Origin of the sequence: Bradyrhizobium sp. Pha-3, from assembly GCF_042258615.1 — a bacterium.
Classification (GTDB): Bacteria; Pseudomonadota; Alphaproteobacteria; order Rhizobiales; family Xanthobacteraceae; genus Bradyrhizobium.
Genome location: NZ_CP170152.1, coordinates 4,012,215 through 4,026,663, shown reverse-complemented (window position 1 = coordinate 4,026,663; position 14,449 = coordinate 4,012,215). Strand labels below are relative to the sequence as shown.

Genomic DNA, 14,449 nt, shown 5'->3' with positions numbered 1-14,449 from the left:
GAAAAGGAGCAGAGCATGAAGGGCGATAAAGACGTTATCGAATACCTCAACAAAGCGCTGCGCCACGAGCTCACCGCGGTGAACCAGTACTGGCTGCACTACCGCCTGCTCGACAATTGGGGCTACAAGGTGCTGGCCAAGACGTGGCGCAAGGAATCGATTGAAGAGATGCAACATGCAGACAAGCTCATCGAACGCATTATCTTCCTCGATGGATCTCCCAATATGCAGACGCTGGAATCCCTTCATATCGGGAAGACCGTGAAGGCCGTGCTCGATAGCGACTTGCAAGCCGAATTGTCGGCGCGCTCCCTCTACGCTGAAGCCGCGAGCCATTGCCATCAGGTCGAAGACTACGTGACACGGGATCTGTTTGAGCAACTCATGCACGATGAGGAAGAGCATATCGATTTTCTGGAAACCCAGATCGAACTCGTCGCGAGGATCGGTCTCGAGCTATATGCCCAGCGTCATATCGGAGAGCTCGACAAGGACTAAAGTGCCAACGACTGCTTTTGGCCTTTGTCGGTCATGCCGCGCTGGCTGACGAAGGTCCGCTCCGGCAAGGCTCTCCGCCTCGTTGGAGTTGTGATCAATCTCAAGACCGCAAAAGCGCTCTGGGTTGAAGAGCCGGCAAGGCTACCCTCGCCGACGAGGGACCGAATAAGGGCTCCATCTGCTGCGATGCATAGTCTGAAACTGGCCCATCGCTTCAGTTGGCGCAGTGCAGCGGTATGTCTGAAACTGGGGGTAGATCGGAAGTAGATGGCACCTCCAGCACCACCTTCTTCACCGTACCCTGCGCGCTCAACGTTTCGGGTTGCGCCCGCGAATGTGGTCGAAGCCTTGCTTGATTGCGGCGAAGCGCGCGTCGACCATCGGCTCGAATTCGAGGTCGGTGAAGATATAGGGCCAGTCGTTTTCGACGCCTTCGCGGACGAGTTCACCGACATACATGGGATCGATGCCCTGAGAGACGCGTTCGCGGATCAGATTGATCCGCTCGGCAAGCGGGCCCGAAGTCGGCATGGCACGGACCGCCCCCTCGAAGCGCTTGGGCAGGTTGCGCCCCGAGTTCACGATTTGAGTGCGGATGAACCCGGGACACAGCACCGATACCCCAATCCCGCGCGGTGCGAGTTCAAGCCGCAGGCCTTCGGACAGCGCGACCACGCCATATTTCGAGACGTTGTATGCAGTGCTCCCCCCTGAAATAAGGCCAGCGAGCGAGGCTGTCGAGACGATATGCCCACCCTCGCCATGCTGCTCGATCAACGGCCCGAAAATCTCGATCCCCCAAATGGTCGCCATCAGGTTGACGCCCAGGGTCCAATTCCACGACGCCTCGGTCCAGGTGCCATACGGCCCACCGCCGCCGACGCCCGCGTTGTTGACGAGGATATGCACCTTGCCGTAGCGGGCCGTCGTGGCTTCGGCGGCGGCGGCGAGTTCGGCCTTGAGCGAGACGTCCGCTTTCACGCCGTCGACATCGACGTTGGTGAGCCGCAGTTGCTCGAGCGCCGCGGACAGAGCCGCTTCTTCGATATCGCAGAGCATGACTTTCACCCCCGCCTGGGCGAGAGCGGTCGCGATCCCCAATCCAATGCCCGACGCTGCACCGGTCACGAACGCGGTCTTTCCAGCGAGTTCCTTCACGCACATTCTCCCCGTGTCAGCGGACACCGGCCCCAAGACGCCAAGCGTCAGACGTCCAAGGTGTCACCGGGCGCCATATGACCGCACTTTCAAGCGATTGGGAAGTGTGCGGGATGTCTATCTCGGATGCCACCAGCGGCCGCCGATCACAACGCCTTCGGACGCGATCTTGCGATCGCCGGTCAGGTGTTCGCCGACCACGTCGACATAGTCGAACTGGCCTTCCCGGATCGAGATCAGCGTGGCATCGCCAACGCTGCCCGGCTTGAGGCTGCCGAGCTCCGGCCGCCGCAGCGCCATCGCGGCGTTGACGGTGGACGCCGCGATCACGTCCGGCAACGACATCCCCATGCAGAGGAATTTCGACATCGTCGTCACCTGGTCGAACGCGGGACCGTCGATGCAGAGCTGATGGATGTCGGAGGAGATGGTGTCGGGATAGAAGCCGTTGGCGAGCATCGCGCGCGCGGTCTTGAAGGCGAACGAGCCCTTGCCATGGCCGATGTCGAACAGCACGCCGCGCTCGCGCGCCTCCAGCACCACTTTCTTCACCGTGCCCTGCGCGGTCGCGGGCGTGTTGGGAAACGGCCGGAACGCATGCGTCAGCACGTCACCCGGGCGCAGGCGCGCGAGCACCTCCTCATAGCTCGGCGGCGGATGGTCGATATGCGCCATCAGGGGCATGCCGACCTGCTCGGCAACCTCGAGCGCGATCTCGAGCGGCACCAGCCCCGAGGTGCCCGAGGCGTGCAGGCCGACCCGCACCTTGATGCCGACGATGAGGTCGCGGTTCTCGTCCGCCACACGCGCCGCGTCGACCGGATTCATCAGCCGCAGTTCCTCGCTCTCGCCGACCATCACGCGGTTCGAGAAGCCGAAGATGCCGGCATGCGAGACGTGCAGGTAGGCGAGAATGCGAACCTGGCTCGGCTCGATCACATGCTTGCGAAAGCCGGCAAAGTTGCCGGGGCCGGCGCTGCCGGTATCCACCGAGGTGGTGACCCCGGAGGTGCGGCAGAATTCCTCCGCGTCGATGCCGAGCGAGGTGCCGCCCCAATAAACATGGGTGTGCAGGTCGATGATCCCCGGCGAGACGATCAGCCCCGAGACATCGCGGACCTCGGTCGCGGGATCGGCTTTCAGCTCTCGGCCGACCGCCGCGACCTTGCCGCCGGCAAAGGCGACATCCGTCACCGCATCGAGCTTTTGCGACGGGTCGACCACCCGTCCGCCGCGCAGAATCAAATCGAAAGGCATCGTCATCTCCGGATTTCAGTCCGGCACGATGGTCGACTTCGGCACCGCCTGCAAGGCGTTCAGCCGACACGGGCTTGATGGGAAACGGGTGCGGTCACCGTCGTCGTCTGATCCGCGCTGTTGTCTGCGGCCATGTCCACAGCCTTGTCAGCGCCCTTGGCCGACGCGACGATGGCTGCAATGGCCGGATGATGCGCCGCCTCCGAGGCGGCAATGGTCTCTTGAGCCCAGCGATAGGAAGATTCGAAAATTTCCTGATGGCGGTCGAAATCGGTGACGTCGACGCCATCAGGCGTCGGCGGGCGCATCACCAGGTCGAGCGGCGTGGTCGGCAGCGTATCGTAGCGCTGATGCGCGACGAGGCTTCGCCACAACACGTTGACGGCGCTCGGCGCGGCCGGAAGCGCCTTCCGCCGGAACGGCGTCAGCAGCGACGCGAGCAGCTCAAACCTTCCCGGCAGCGCGGCATAGTCGACGTCGAACATCTCGGTTGCCGGCTCGCCGAAATGGACCACCAGATTCGGCCCGCTCTTCATCTGATGCATTTGCGCCAGCGGAACGTTGTCGACGAGGCATCCGTCGACCAGCATCGAGCCGTCTTTGGTATAGAACGGCGGCAGCAGGCCGGGGATCGCGCTCGATGCCCGCACCGCCTGCCAGAGCAGGCCGGTCCTGATCAATTCGAGACTGTGCGTCGACAGATTGGTCGCGACCGCCGCGAACGGCCGCCAGCAATCCTCGATCCGGCAGTTGTGGCCGTACTGGTCGGCAAGCGCCCGGTCGAAGGCCTTGTGGTCGAGCAGCGCGTAGCGCGGCCAGGTCGGGCGGCGGAAGCTGCGGCTGGAGACGAAGATCTCATGCGTGCCGCGCTCGAGATGCTCGGCGTCGTAGTTCTTGGCAAAGCCCGCCGCCATCGCCGAACCGACGCTGGTGCCGACAAAGATGTCGAACATGGCGCCGCGCTCGCGGAACGCCTTGTAGATGCCGACATGCGCGGTGCCGAGGCTGCCGCCGCCGCCGGCGACAAACCCGACGGCGCGGCCGCACAGGAAGCGAACCAGGCTCTCGATATCGATCTGGTCCTCGAGCGCGACATGGTGATGCATGAAGCAAGGCAGCCGCGCCAGCCAGGCCGCGGTGCCGCTGACCTCGTGTTGCCTGATGTCGTGAACACGAACCAGGCGCCGCGTCGACGCCGGATGCACTCCGCAGGCGAAGCTTTCGATCTCGGTGAGATCAGGCGGCGGAGCATCGCCGCGGCAGGCGAACACCACGAGGTCGGCCTGGCGAATGGTCTTTCGCGTCCATTCCGATGCTTCAGCGCCACCGAAATAGGCCACCAGCGGTGCGTCGTACTCGATCCGGTTGAGCCAGTCGGCGACCTCGGATGAGTCCAGCGCGCGGCCGGGAAACATTGCTTGCAGGCGCGCGAGATCGACGATCTCGGCACCTGCTGCGGCAAGGCCTTCGCGCAACCGCTGTTCGAAGGCAGGCGGCACCGGCTCCCGTCCGCCCGAAATCAGCGCGACGGTGCGTGCCTTCGGTGACGCCCGGGACGGCAACAGCCGCGCGGTCTGGATGGCAAAGCGCTGTGCGAGGGCGGCAAGCAGCGCCTCGACGATGCCAGGCGCTTCCTGGACAAGCCTCGCATAGGCTGCGCGCGTCAACACCAGCACACTGCTATCGCGGATCGCGATCACGTTGGCCGTGCGCGGGATGTTGGCGAAGAAGCCGATCTCGCCGACCAGCTCGCCGGCGCGAAGCTCCGCAATCGGCTCGGGATGATCGGTCCGGTGCACGGCGAGCGCGCCGTGCAGCACCAGGAACAATGAATCCGAGGCGCCGCCCTGCTCGACCAGCAGCTCACCGCGCACCAGATCGCGCCGGGTCATTGCCCCAAAGGCGATCAGCCGCTGCTCCGCGCTGAGCGTACGGAACAGCGGGAAGTCCTCGGACAGGTTTCCCCACGCAAACGTTGCGCTCGGCGGCACACGGTTCGATTGCATGCGCGGATGTTAGCGCCGGGCCGCCGTCCCGGCGAGCGATATCAGGCCGCCCCGGACGGCGCCCCGCCCAGCATTCCTTGGGGGCACTGCAACAGGAATAGCGACGCTTCCATTGGCCTGCATCATCCGACCAGCTCCGGCCACGGCACGATGGTCGACTTCACCGTCTTCATCGCCATCGCGTCCGCCACCGCGCGCGCAACGCCGTCCTCGGTGAACGGATAGATCGTCTGCATGTCGAGCCAGGGGTATTTGTTGCGCGTGCGGTAGAGCATGTCGACGCCGAGCGGCAGGTCGTTGCCGGTAAAGCCCCAGGAGCCGAGCACGTTGAGGTCCTTGGTGCAGATGCGGTGCCACGACGTATCGATCGAGCCGGCATCGGTGAACTGGCCCATCTCGACATAGGTGCCGCCGTCGCGCAGCATCTCGATGCCCTCGGGGCCGGCGGTCGGATGGCCGGAGCAATCCATCACGAGGTCGGCGCCAAAACCGCCGACGATATCGCGCACCGCCTTGATGCGCGCCTCCGGCGTCTTGAGCTGCTCGATATCGACGGTCGCCTCGGCGCCGAACTTGCGCGCCAGCGCCAGCCGCGGCATCTCGGGCGCGCCGACGCAGATCACACGTCCTGCTCCCATCTCCTGCGCGGCCGCGACCGCGAGGATGCCGATCGGCCCGGAGCCCTGGATCACCACCGTGTCGCCCCAGGTGAAGCCGCCGGCACGGGTGGCGCGGTTGAAGGCGCGAATGCAGGAGGTCAACGGCTCCGACAGCGCACCCAGCCGCAGCGACATGTCGTCGGGCAGTTTGTAGATCTTGGTGCCGGGCAGCAGGTCGAGATCGACATAGACATATTCGGCCCAGCCGCCCCACATGTGCGGCGCCTTGTCGAAGCCGAGATAGCGGCCGTAATACACCGGCGTCAGGCACTTGTTGGCGCTCGCGGGATAGTGGATGCAGTAATAGCAGCGGCCGCACGGCATCAAGGGCGGGATCATCACCTTCGATCCCACCTGCAGCGGCTTGCTCATGAAGTCTTCGGTGAACGCCTCGCCGCATTCGACGATCACGCCGCCGAGCTCGTGGCCGAGCGTGAACGGCCATGGCAGCGGCTTCGGCCAGTGTCCCTTCAGGATGTGCAGGTCGGTTCCGCAAACGCCGCAGGCGCCGACCTTGATCAAGGCCGCCTTTTTGCCGACATCCGGCCATGGCACGGACCGGATTACGGGCTTGGCTCCAGGTCCGTCATGCGTGCAGACGCGGATCTGCTCCATCGGTTCGTTCTCCCTGTCCTTGTCATTGGGCCGGGTTCGGCCGCACCGAGTTTAGGTCAGGACGATCGGGATGTCATGAAGGCCTGTCATGAAGGCCTCCATGACAGACCCTGGCGGGACGACGCGCTTCAAGTCCTGACGGGAGTATTTTCCGCAAGGACGCATCGCCGAGAACCGTTGATTGTGAACGAACTGGGGGCCAACAGGCTTGGAGCATTGCGGGGAGCGACACCATGAATCCTGGTATCGAAGGTATCGTTGGCATGTACGTCAAGCTGGGCGAGCTGGACACGCTGCAACGCATGAAGGAACATCGGCAGAACCTGCTCGACCAATGTGTCGACACCGCGCATTTCAGCTTCGACGTGACGCGATCGATCTACAAGAGCGACCTCGAGGTGATCGAAGCCGGCATCGAGAGCCTCTCGGGCGAGGTCACCGGTCATGTCGACGTCTTCAACGAGAACAGGATCGCCGGCTGGGCCCTGTACGACCAGCACCCCGACAAACGGGTCACGATCGATATCTATTTCAACGGCGATCATGTTGCCGAACTCGTCGCCGATCAGTTCCGCAAGGATCTGCTCAAGCTCAACAAGGGCGATGGGCACCATGGCTTCATGTTCGAGCCGCCAGCCGGGTCCTATCAGCCGCCTTTGCAGCTCGAGATCCGCGCGGCGAAGCGCAAAGTGCTCAAGGCCGTGACTGTTGAACCACCGGCGGTGACGGCCGAGCCGGCCATGGACGCCGAAGCCAAGTAACGCCGCGCCGCCTTCGCACGGCGATCGTCACTTCATCGCAGTGCCGTCGGGTGCGAAGGCCCCGACCTTGTCCGAGATCACGAACGACATCAGGTCGTGCCCGATCACCAGCGGTCCCTGATAGGTGGTGCGCGTCCGCTTCAGCAGCGCAAGCCAGAGTTTCAGTCGCAGAACATCTCCGCCCAAGCGCTTACCAAGGCGATCAGCTTACCAAGCCACGACAGGCGAGGCGAAGCGGCCGGAGATGCCCATGCGGACCGCGACATGACGGACGCGCGCGGCGGATTGACAGCAACGGCCGCTCCATCCAAACCCGCGGTACAATTTCAGGTTACGGAATGAAGCTGCAACCCGGGTCCGAGCGCATCTTCGCGGACGACAGCACCGACCCGCTGGATGGGCGCGTGCGATGGGCACCGGCAAAGTCGCTGTGGCTCGGCGGCATGACCGCGGTCGCGATCGTGTTCGGGCCGCTGCTGTTCTCGTGGAGCGCATTCGCGCTGTTCATCGTGACCAGCGCGATCACGCTGTGCTTCGGCCATTCGGTCGGCATGCATCGCCGCCTGATCCATGCGAGTTTCGACTGCCCGCTGTGGCTCGAACGCTTCTGCGTCTATCTCGGCACGCTGGTCGGAATGGCCGGCCCCTACGGCATGGTACGGCTTCACGATTTCCGCGACTGGGCGCAACGCCAGGCGGCCTGCCACGCCTACTCCTGCCACCGCGCCGGCTTCTGGCGCGATGCCTGGTGGCAAATGCACTGCACCCTGGTGCTGACGCACCCGCCGGTATTCCGGCTCGAACCGCGGCTTGCCGACGATCGCTTCTATGCCTTCATCGAGCGCAGCTGGATGTGGCAGCAATTGCCCTGGGCCCTGCTGTTCTTTGCGATCGGCTCGTGGACTGGGCTGGTCTGGGGCATCTGCGTCCGGGTCGCTGTCTGCGTCACCGGTCACTGGCTGATCGGTCACTACTCGCATCGCAAGGGCGGACAGACCTGGGTCATCGAAGGCGTTGCAGCCCAGGGCTACAATGTCGGCATCGCCGGGCTGATCAGCATGGGCGAAAGCTGGCACAACAATCATCACGCCTATCCCGGCTCCGCCAAGCTCGGGCTGCTGCCGGGTCAGATCGATCTCGGCTGGTGGCTGATCAAGGCGTTCGAGGCGGCAGGCCTCGCGAGCAACATCAAGACGCCGGACAGGCTTGCGCCCCGCCCCGGCTCGCGCCGCCTGGAGGAGACTGCTCAAGCCGCAGCGCGATGGTTCGGAGAACCTGACGCGGCATCTGAATGAGCCTAACGCCCCTGGGTACGGCGCACGCGAGTTCCACCTGTTTCTCTCGTTCCGTGTCCGGGTTCCCCTTCACAACCGTAACGCCCTGTTAACCCTATCAGCCTTACGGTCGTCGGGGCTCCGAATGGACGGTGGCCGGGTTTGTTGTGATGTCGTTTGCACAAAAGAAAACTACCGTCGTCCCCGTTGCCGAAGAGCGGCGGCGCTTCCAGCGCGTCAAGGTGCACCTGCTCGGCCGCTACATGCTGCCCGACCGGCGCGAGTTTCCCTGCCAGATTATCAACATGTCCCCGGGTGGCCTCGCGCTGCTCGCACCCGGCATCGGCAATGTCGGCGACCGCGTAATCGCCTATCTCGACCATATCGGCCGGGTCGAGGGCCGCATCACCCGCATCATCGACAACGGCTTTGCGATGACGATCGGCGCCACCGCGCGCAAGCGCGACAAGCTCGCCGCCCAGCTCACCTGGCTCGCCAACCGCGACATCCTCAATCTCCCCGAGGATCGCCGCCACGACCGTATCGTGCCGCGCAACCCGATCGCCCTGCTCACCCAGGAAGACGGCTCGCGGATGACCTGCCGCATCATCGACCTTTCGCTGTCCGGTGCTGCGATTGCCGCGGAGAACCGCCCGCCGCTGAAGTCGCTCGTGATGCTCGGCAGGGTGCAGGCCCGCGTGGTGCGAAATCTCGAGGAAGGCTTCGCGCTCGAGTTCGTCCACGAGCAGTCGGCGGAAACGCTCGAAGAGAGCGTTACCGCGAGGTAAAGCGAAAAACCGCTCAAGACCCCCGTTTTCAGCCCGCGAAGGCGGCCTCCGGTGCACCGGTGGCCGCCTTCGACGCATTTGGCCCGGCGAAATCGGCGGTTAACGGCCGCAGCGTTCGAGGCAACAAACCGCGCAGGCGCAGCGTTTGCCGCGTTAATAGCTAAAATTTGAATCAATTGCAGTTGTTTCAAATTTTACGCGAATTCGATTCAAGTAAAGATCGAATTCGCCGCAGCTTTTACCAGTATTCGCGTCAAATCTACTTCGCGCACTTAGCGGCGGCGCAAAAGCTTTGTGCGAAACGTGGTCCCAACAAGAAGAACGGGGGCCACGATGTTTGGGTTCAGGGGACAGGGGAAAGGTTTGGCGGTTGCCGCCATTCTGTTTGCGACGTGCGTGTCGGCCAAGGCCGGCGAAGTGGTCTACGCCAGCCTGGGTGACGTTGCGCGTTCGCCGATCGGCTGGGTCGAATTCTGCGCCGACAATCCCGCCGAGTGCCGCGGCGGCAAGACGCAACCACGCGACATCGTGTTGTCGCAGACCGCTTGGCGCGACCTCGTGCGGGTCAACAAGTGGGTCAACGAATCCATCAAGCCGATGACCGACATGGATCATTGGGGCGTGATCGAGAAATGGTCGTTGCCGACCGACGGCTACGGCGACTGCGAGGACTACGTGCTCCTGAAGCGCAAGATGCTGATGGATGCCGGCTGGCCGCGCGAGGCGCTGTTGATCACGGTGGTTCGCGACAAGAAGGGCGAAGGCCACGCGGTGCTGACGGTGAAGACCGACAAGGGCGAATTCGTGCTCGACAACCAGAACGAGAGCATCGTCGCCTGGACGGAGACCGGCTACCGCTTCGTCAAGCGGCAATCGCAGAGCGATCCCAATGTGTGGGTCTCGCTCGGCGACAACCGCCCGGCAGTTTCAACCGCAAGCTCGCGCTGAGCGGCAACAAGGAATCGAGTTCGCGACCCGGTCACATCCCCACCCCTCCCCGTCCCAGACCGGTTCGCGCGCGGCCAGCCTTCCCCCAAAGGCTGGCCGCAACCTTTCCAAGGGAATTCCCTGAAAACCAGGAGGGGGAGTTGGCGTAACGGCCGTCAGCGATGAGCGCCGCGATGCCGATCGCAAAGCGCGACACGGGTCGTCCTTTCGTTGAATTGGGGCCCATAAGCGTCCGGAACTCGGATGCTTTCGGCTGTGCGCAACCAAGCGATGGGACGTCTTCCGGTTGATTCCAGCCCCGGGTTGAGCCAGCTTCCGCTGGCTTTTTAGGGGTTGGCGATTTGAACTTTGCAATGCAGGGCGGGGCGCCAGCCGAGCGCGCCGGATTTCGCGGGGACATCAATGCCTTGCGCGCGCTCGCGGTGCTGGCCGTCCTTGGCTATCATTTGAGGATTCCAGGTTTTGCCGGCGGCTTTGTGGGCGTCGATGCGTTCTTCGTCATCACCGGCTACCTGATGACCGGCAAGGTGATCGCCGATCTCGCCAAGGGCCGCTTCTCCTATGGCGACTTCGCCCTGATGCGGCTCCGGCGCATCTACCCGGCACTTCTCGTGGTTGTCGCAACTACCGCGGCGGTCGGATGGTTCATCACCCTGCCGGGCGAATACTTCCGCCACATCCGCCAAGCCTGCTACGCGCTCTTCTTCCTGTCGAACTTCGCTTTCGACAACGACAACGGCTATTTCGCGATGGCCGCGCAGACCAAGCCGCTTCTGCACACCTGGTCGCTCGCGGTGGAGTGGCAGTTCTATATCTGGATGCCGCTTTTGGTGCGCTTCGTGTGGTCACGATCGGCGAGATCGAAGGCTCCAGCGGCGACAATGGCCGCGCTATTTGCCGTCGCCGTTGCGTCCTTGACCTGGTGCCTTTGGCAAAACCAGCACGATGCGATGGGTTCGGCGTTCTTCTCGCTCCGCGCGCGGGCATGGGAGCCGTTGGCCGGCGGTATGATCGCGGTCGCCGAAGTCTGGCGCCGGGCGAACGCTCGCCCGCCCCGTTCCACGGCCTTCAGCACCACAGCCGCCGCAATCGGCTGGATCCTGTCGGCGTTCTGCGTCGCTTATCCGCTGCCCGAAGCCCGTTGGCCGGGCGCTTGGACCATCCTCCCCATCATCGGCGCGGCCCTTGTCGTCGCGGGCGGATTCACGACCTCGAGACTCATTCGCTCGCCAGTCGTGCAGCGCATCGGTGACTGGTCTTACTCGATCTACCTCTGGCACTGGCCGATTTGGGTCTTGGCCGGCGGATGGCTCACGGCGCGCGGCTATGAGGTCGGCGCCATCTCGAAAGCTGCGATGGCCGCGGCTTCGATCGCGGTCGGCGCCGTCTCCTACTACTTCGTTGAGCAGCCGCTCCGCCTGCGGCGCGACGTCTGGACGTCGCAGCGGCTGTTGGCCTGTACAGGCGCCGCGGCAGCGTGCTTCGTTGCCTTTACGATCGGCTCACTGGTGACGACCGGCTACCCGGGGCGGCTGCCGGCTTATCTCCTGCCCGCCGAGATGGCCCGCAAGACCGACACGCCACGCGATGAATGTTTCCGCAATGCCAACTCGATGAAGGCCGCAAGCGAGAGATATTGCACCTTCGGCGCCGGCAACGCCGATCAAGCTACCGTTATGCTGTGGGGCGATTCCTTCGCAAACCAGTATCTTGAGCCGATGACGACGGCCGCAACCAGGCTCGGCCTCACCGGTCTTATTGCGACACAGAGCGCCTGCCGACCCTTTGCCGACGATCCCGATCGCAATGCCGCCGACAGCCAGCCGTGCCGCCAGTTCAACACCGAGACGCTGCAATATTTGGGCGACCGCGCCGAGCCGACCATCATCGTTCTCGCCGGCAACTGGAGCAACGCCACCGAGATCGCGCCGCTTGTCGACACGCTGCTCTCAAACGGCAAGACCGTCATTATGGTGATGCCGCTGCTCAATATCGGCTTCGACGTGGCGCAGAAGTGGATCGAAAGCCAGATCAGGGCAGGAAAGGCCATCACCGAATGGAAGGTCGCGGCCGATCCGATCTTGACGATGCGCGATCTGCGCCAGAACATCGACCGGACTGTACTGTCCCCCCGTAAGGGCAATCCGAGGCTGATCTCGATCGACCCGCAAACGGCAGTCTGCGACGACAGTTCGTGTTACCTGGTTCGATCAGGTCAAGCAAACTTCCGGGACACCGCTCACATCTCGAACGTCAACGCGCAGCAATATGAACACCTCTTCGAGACTGCACTCGGCGCGGCCCTACACGCTGGCGTGCACGCTGAGCGCTGAGCGGAAAAGCCCGCGCGGCGCTGGATCGGCACCGCGCGGGCCCGTCTCCGGCCGGCCGACGAGACATCGCGACAGCCGGCGGCATCACGCGCCAGGGTGCGAACTTTATTGCTGCCTGTTCCAGCGGCTGTCATTGCAGCGATTGAGCGGCGAGCGTCTGCTCGGCCATCCGGCCCAAGCTTGACATCCTAGCATCCGCCCGGTTGAATTGAATTCAATTCAGCTATGGACAAGCGATGGGCGCCACGAAACTGGGTACTCGGGAGCGACTGCTCTCGGCGGCCCAAGAGGAACTGATCGAGGGCCTTGGGCATCTCGAGATGCAGGCCGTCGCGCGACGGGCGCAGGTCTCGGTCGGGCTCGCCTATCATCACTTCGGATCAAAGGCCGGCCTGATCGCCGCCGTTGTCGAGGACTTCTATGCACATCTGGATGAGGCAGCATTCGGCGGCGCCAAGTTGGCCGCCAGGAACTGGGCGGACCGGGAGAAGGAGCGGATCGGCGCCTATGTCGCCTTTCACTATGAGCACCCGTTCGCGCCCCTGGTGATCGGACCGCTGAGCCGGGCGCCCGAAGTGCTCGATGTCGAGACCGCCTTCACCAGCCGCCAGCTTGCAGCCGGTGCGCGCATGCTGGAGGCCGCGCAGCGCGACGGGATCGTTCCCGGTAACCTCGACCCTCACCTCACCATCGCGCTGATGATCGGCGGCATCCGCCAGGCGCTGATCGGCGCGCTCACCGCCGACCGGCGGCCGGATCCGGCAAGGCTGACCGGCGACATCTGGGCCTTCATGGCCGCGGCGCTGCGCCTGACCGCCAAGTCCCCGACCGCCAAGTCACCGCCGGTGATACCAAAAGCCACGCGGCGCGGCCGCTTCTAACGTTCAACTATAACCCCAAGGTCGGTGGCCATCTTGTTCAACCCGCATGATTTTCACACGCCGCAATCGTCCTACAGCAAGCCGGACCTGCTGCGCTCGGGCGCGGGCGGATATTTCGGCCCCGGCAATGCGCAGCTGCCGGCGCCACCGATGCTGATGATGGATCGCATCACCGAGATCACCGTGGATGGGGGCGCCTTCGGCAAGGGCCGTGTCGCCGCCGAGCTGGACGTTGCACCGGACCATTGGTTCTTCGCCTGTCACTTTGCCGGCGACCCCGTGATGCCCGGCTGCCTCGGTCTCGACGCGATGTGGCAGATCATCGGCTTTTGGCTCGGCTGGTCGGGCTCGCCGGGCAAGGGCCGCGCGCTCGGGGTCGGCGAGGTCAAGTTCAGGGGCCACATTACGCCGGAGGTCAGGCTCGTGCGCTACGAGGTCGACATGCGCCAGGTCAGGCGCGGCCGGCTGGTGCTGGGCATCGCCGACGGCCGCGTGCTCGCCGACGGCGCGTGCGTCTATCTGGCGAAGGACATGAGGGTCGGCCTGATCGCGCCGACGGGCTGAGCCACGGACGCGCGCCCGACAGTCCCGTTTTGAGGCAGAAGCCCCGGAATTTGCGGCGAGTTTTGCACTCCCCGCGCCACCTGCTTGAATCCCCGGGGGTTTTGCCCGCATCGCGGTTGTGCTATGCGGAACCTTTCAATTGATGTCCGGTTCTGGTCGCATGGTCGAACTTGCTCCCCGGAATTCGCAAGCCAGCAGCCTGATCGGCGTGCAGCCGATCGCGATCGGCGCCGTGGCGCTGGTGCTCGTGCTGTTCGGGATCGGCTCGATCGCGCTGTGGCGCGCCTTCAGCGGCAACGTGCCGGAGACCGACCGGATGGTCGCGACCCGTCAATTGCAGGCGCGAACCGCGCAGGTCTCCGAGGCCCTGGTGGAAAAGACCAAGGGCATGGAGGTGACCCAGCAGGAATCCATCGACCAGTTGCAGGAAGTGCAGGACCAGCTGCTGAGCATGCGCAAGCAGTTCGCCGCGCAGCAGGCCGACGCCAAGAAGCTCTCGGACCAGGTCGCAGCACTGACCGAACAGGTCGAGGGCTTGCGCCAATCGCTCGCGAGCGCGCAGGCCAACGAGCCGGCCGCCGAGCCCGAGCCGCGCAAGCGGTCGAAGGCCGCCCGGAGCGCCAACCGGAAGCGCCGCGGATCGCGCGGTTGACGACTGAAGACGGCCGAGCGCCCGGTCAGGGGCCCGGCCATCAAAATGCGCCAAA

At 64.3% G+C, this 14,449-nt stretch carries 14 protein-coding genes; 9 read left to right on the top strand and 5 right to left on the bottom strand.

Features of this window, described 5'->3' with window-relative positions; genetic code table 11:
- Positions 1–15: 15 nt before the first annotated feature.
- Positions 16–498 carry a bacterioferritin gene (gene bfr / locus ACE10Z_RS18940; protein WP_375789260.1) on the top strand — a complete coding sequence of 161 codons (483 nt, stop codon included), beginning with the start codon at positions 16–18 and terminating at the stop codon, positions 496–498.
- 309 nt (positions 499–807) lie between these two features.
- Here bfr and ACE10Z_RS18935 read toward each other — a convergent pair whose 3' ends face one another.
- The 4 genes from ACE10Z_RS18935 to ACE10Z_RS18920 all read right to left on the bottom strand — a co-directional run bounded on the left by ACE10Z_RS18935 (position 808) and on the right by ACE10Z_RS18920 (position 6,193).
- Entirely contained in the window at positions 808–1,662 is an 855-nt protein-coding gene (locus ACE10Z_RS18935; protein WP_375789259.1) for an SDR family NAD(P)-dependent oxidoreductase, read from the bottom strand.
- Between the two features lie 111 nt (positions 1,663–1,773).
- Positions 1,774–2,913, bottom strand: coding sequence for an amidohydrolase/deacetylase family metallohydrolase (locus ACE10Z_RS18930; RefSeq protein ID WP_375789258.1), 1,140 nt, complete (start codon positions 2,911–2,913; stop codon positions 1,774–1,776).
- A gap of 59 nt (positions 2,914–2,972) precedes the next feature.
- On the bottom strand, positions 2,973–4,919 hold the full coding sequence (locus tag ACE10Z_RS18925) for a cyclic nucleotide-binding and patatin-like phospholipase domain-containing protein (RefSeq protein WP_375789257.1): 1,947 nt from the start codon (positions 4,917–4,919) through the stop codon (positions 2,973–2,975).
- 122 nt (positions 4,920–5,041) lie between these two features.
- On the bottom strand, positions 5,042–6,193 hold the full coding sequence (locus tag ACE10Z_RS18920; protein WP_375789256.1) for a zinc-binding dehydrogenase: 1,152 nt from the start codon (positions 6,191–6,193) through the stop codon (positions 5,042–5,044).
- A gap of 233 nt (positions 6,194–6,426) precedes the next feature.
- On the opposite strand from ACE10Z_RS18920, the gene ACE10Z_RS18915 reads away from it, so the two are divergent.
- The gene (locus tag ACE10Z_RS18915) at positions 6,427–6,954 is read left to right on the top strand and encodes a hypothetical protein (protein WP_375789255.1); all 528 of its coding nucleotides are present in this window, start codon (positions 6,427–6,429) and stop codon (positions 6,952–6,954) included.
- A 27-nt stretch (positions 6,955–6,981) separates the two neighbouring features.
- Here ACE10Z_RS18915 and ACE10Z_RS18910 read toward each other — a convergent pair whose 3' ends face one another.
- A complete protein-coding gene (locus ACE10Z_RS18910; protein WP_375789254.1) occupies positions 6,982–7,140 on the bottom strand; it encodes a hypothetical protein in 159 nt (52 codons plus the stop codon).
- Positions 7,141–7,292: 152 nt separating this feature from the next.
- Between ACE10Z_RS18910 and ACE10Z_RS18905 the strand changes: the two genes are divergently transcribed.
- The 7 genes from ACE10Z_RS18905 (at position 7,293) to ACE10Z_RS18875 (ending at position 14,394) form a co-directional block, all read left to right on the top strand.
- On the top strand, positions 7,293–8,249 hold the full coding sequence (locus tag ACE10Z_RS18905) for an acyl-CoA desaturase (RefSeq protein WP_375789253.1): 957 nt from the start codon (positions 7,293–7,295) through the stop codon (positions 8,247–8,249).
- 149 nt (positions 8,250–8,398) lie between these two features.
- The gene (locus ACE10Z_RS18900) at positions 8,399–9,016 is read left to right on the top strand and encodes a PilZ domain-containing protein (RefSeq protein WP_092115166.1); all 618 of its coding nucleotides are present in this window, start codon (positions 8,399–8,401) and stop codon (positions 9,014–9,016) included.
- 333 nt (positions 9,017–9,349) lie between these two features.
- Positions 9,350–9,964: a transglutaminase-like cysteine peptidase gene (locus ACE10Z_RS18895; RefSeq protein WP_375789252.1), complete on the top strand. Its 615-nt coding sequence runs from the start codon at positions 9,350–9,352 to the stop codon at positions 9,962–9,964.
- 341 nt (positions 9,965–10,305) lie between these two features.
- A complete protein-coding gene (locus tag ACE10Z_RS18890) occupies positions 10,306–12,297 on the top strand; it encodes an acyltransferase family protein (RefSeq protein WP_375789251.1) in 1,992 nt (663 codons plus the stop codon).
- A 236-nt stretch (positions 12,298–12,533) separates the two neighbouring features.
- Complete coding sequence (locus tag ACE10Z_RS18885) at positions 12,534–13,178, top strand: TetR/AcrR family transcriptional regulator (RefSeq protein ID WP_375789250.1); 645 nt, start codon at positions 12,534–12,536, stop codon at positions 13,176–13,178.
- 33 nt (positions 13,179–13,211) lie between these two features.
- Positions 13,212–13,742, top strand: coding sequence for a bifunctional 3-hydroxydecanoyl-ACP dehydratase/trans-2-decenoyl-ACP isomerase (gene fabA, locus ACE10Z_RS18880; protein ID WP_375789249.1), 531 nt, complete (start codon positions 13,212–13,214; stop codon positions 13,740–13,742).
- Between the two features lie 160 nt (positions 13,743–13,902).
- Complete coding sequence (locus tag ACE10Z_RS18875) at positions 13,903–14,394, top strand: hypothetical protein (protein ID WP_375789871.1); 492 nt, start codon at positions 13,903–13,905, stop codon at positions 14,392–14,394.
- Positions 14,395–14,449: the final 55 nt, after the last annotated feature.

Coding starts and splice junctions, on each gene's coding strand:
- bfr (WP_375789260.1), top strand. CDS start 16: ATGAAGGGCGATAAAGACGTTATCGAATACCTCAACAAAGCGCTGCGC.
- ACE10Z_RS18935 (WP_375789259.1), bottom strand. CDS start 1,662: ATGTGCGTGAAGGAACTCGCTGGAAAGACCGCGTTCGTGACCGGTGCA.
- ACE10Z_RS18930 (WP_375789258.1), bottom strand. CDS start 2,913: ATGCCTTTCGATTTGATTCTGCGCGGCGGACGGGTGGTCGACCCGTCG.
- ACE10Z_RS18925 (WP_375789257.1), bottom strand. CDS start 4,919: ATGCAATCGAACCGTGTGCCGCCGAGCGCAACGTTTGCGTGGGGAAAC.
- ACE10Z_RS18920 (WP_375789256.1), bottom strand. CDS start 6,193: ATGGAGCAGATCCGCGTCTGCACGCATGACGGACCTGGAGCCAAGCCC.
- ACE10Z_RS18915 (WP_375789255.1), top strand. CDS start 6,427: ATGAATCCTGGTATCGAAGGTATCGTTGGCATGTACGTCAAGCTGGGC.
- ACE10Z_RS18905 (WP_375789253.1), top strand. CDS start 7,293: ATGAAGCTGCAACCCGGGTCCGAGCGCATCTTCGCGGACGACAGCACC.
- ACE10Z_RS18900 (WP_092115166.1), top strand. CDS start 8,399: ATGTCGTTTGCACAAAAGAAAACTACCGTCGTCCCCGTTGCCGAAGAG.
- ACE10Z_RS18895 (WP_375789252.1), top strand. CDS start 9,350: ATGTTTGGGTTCAGGGGACAGGGGAAAGGTTTGGCGGTTGCCGCCATT.
- ACE10Z_RS18885 (WP_375789250.1), top strand. CDS start 12,534: ATGGGCGCCACGAAACTGGGTACTCGGGAGCGACTGCTCTCGGCGGCC.
- ACE10Z_RS18875 (WP_375789871.1), top strand. CDS start 13,903: ATGGTCGAACTTGCTCCCCGGAATTCGCAAGCCAGCAGCCTGATCGGC.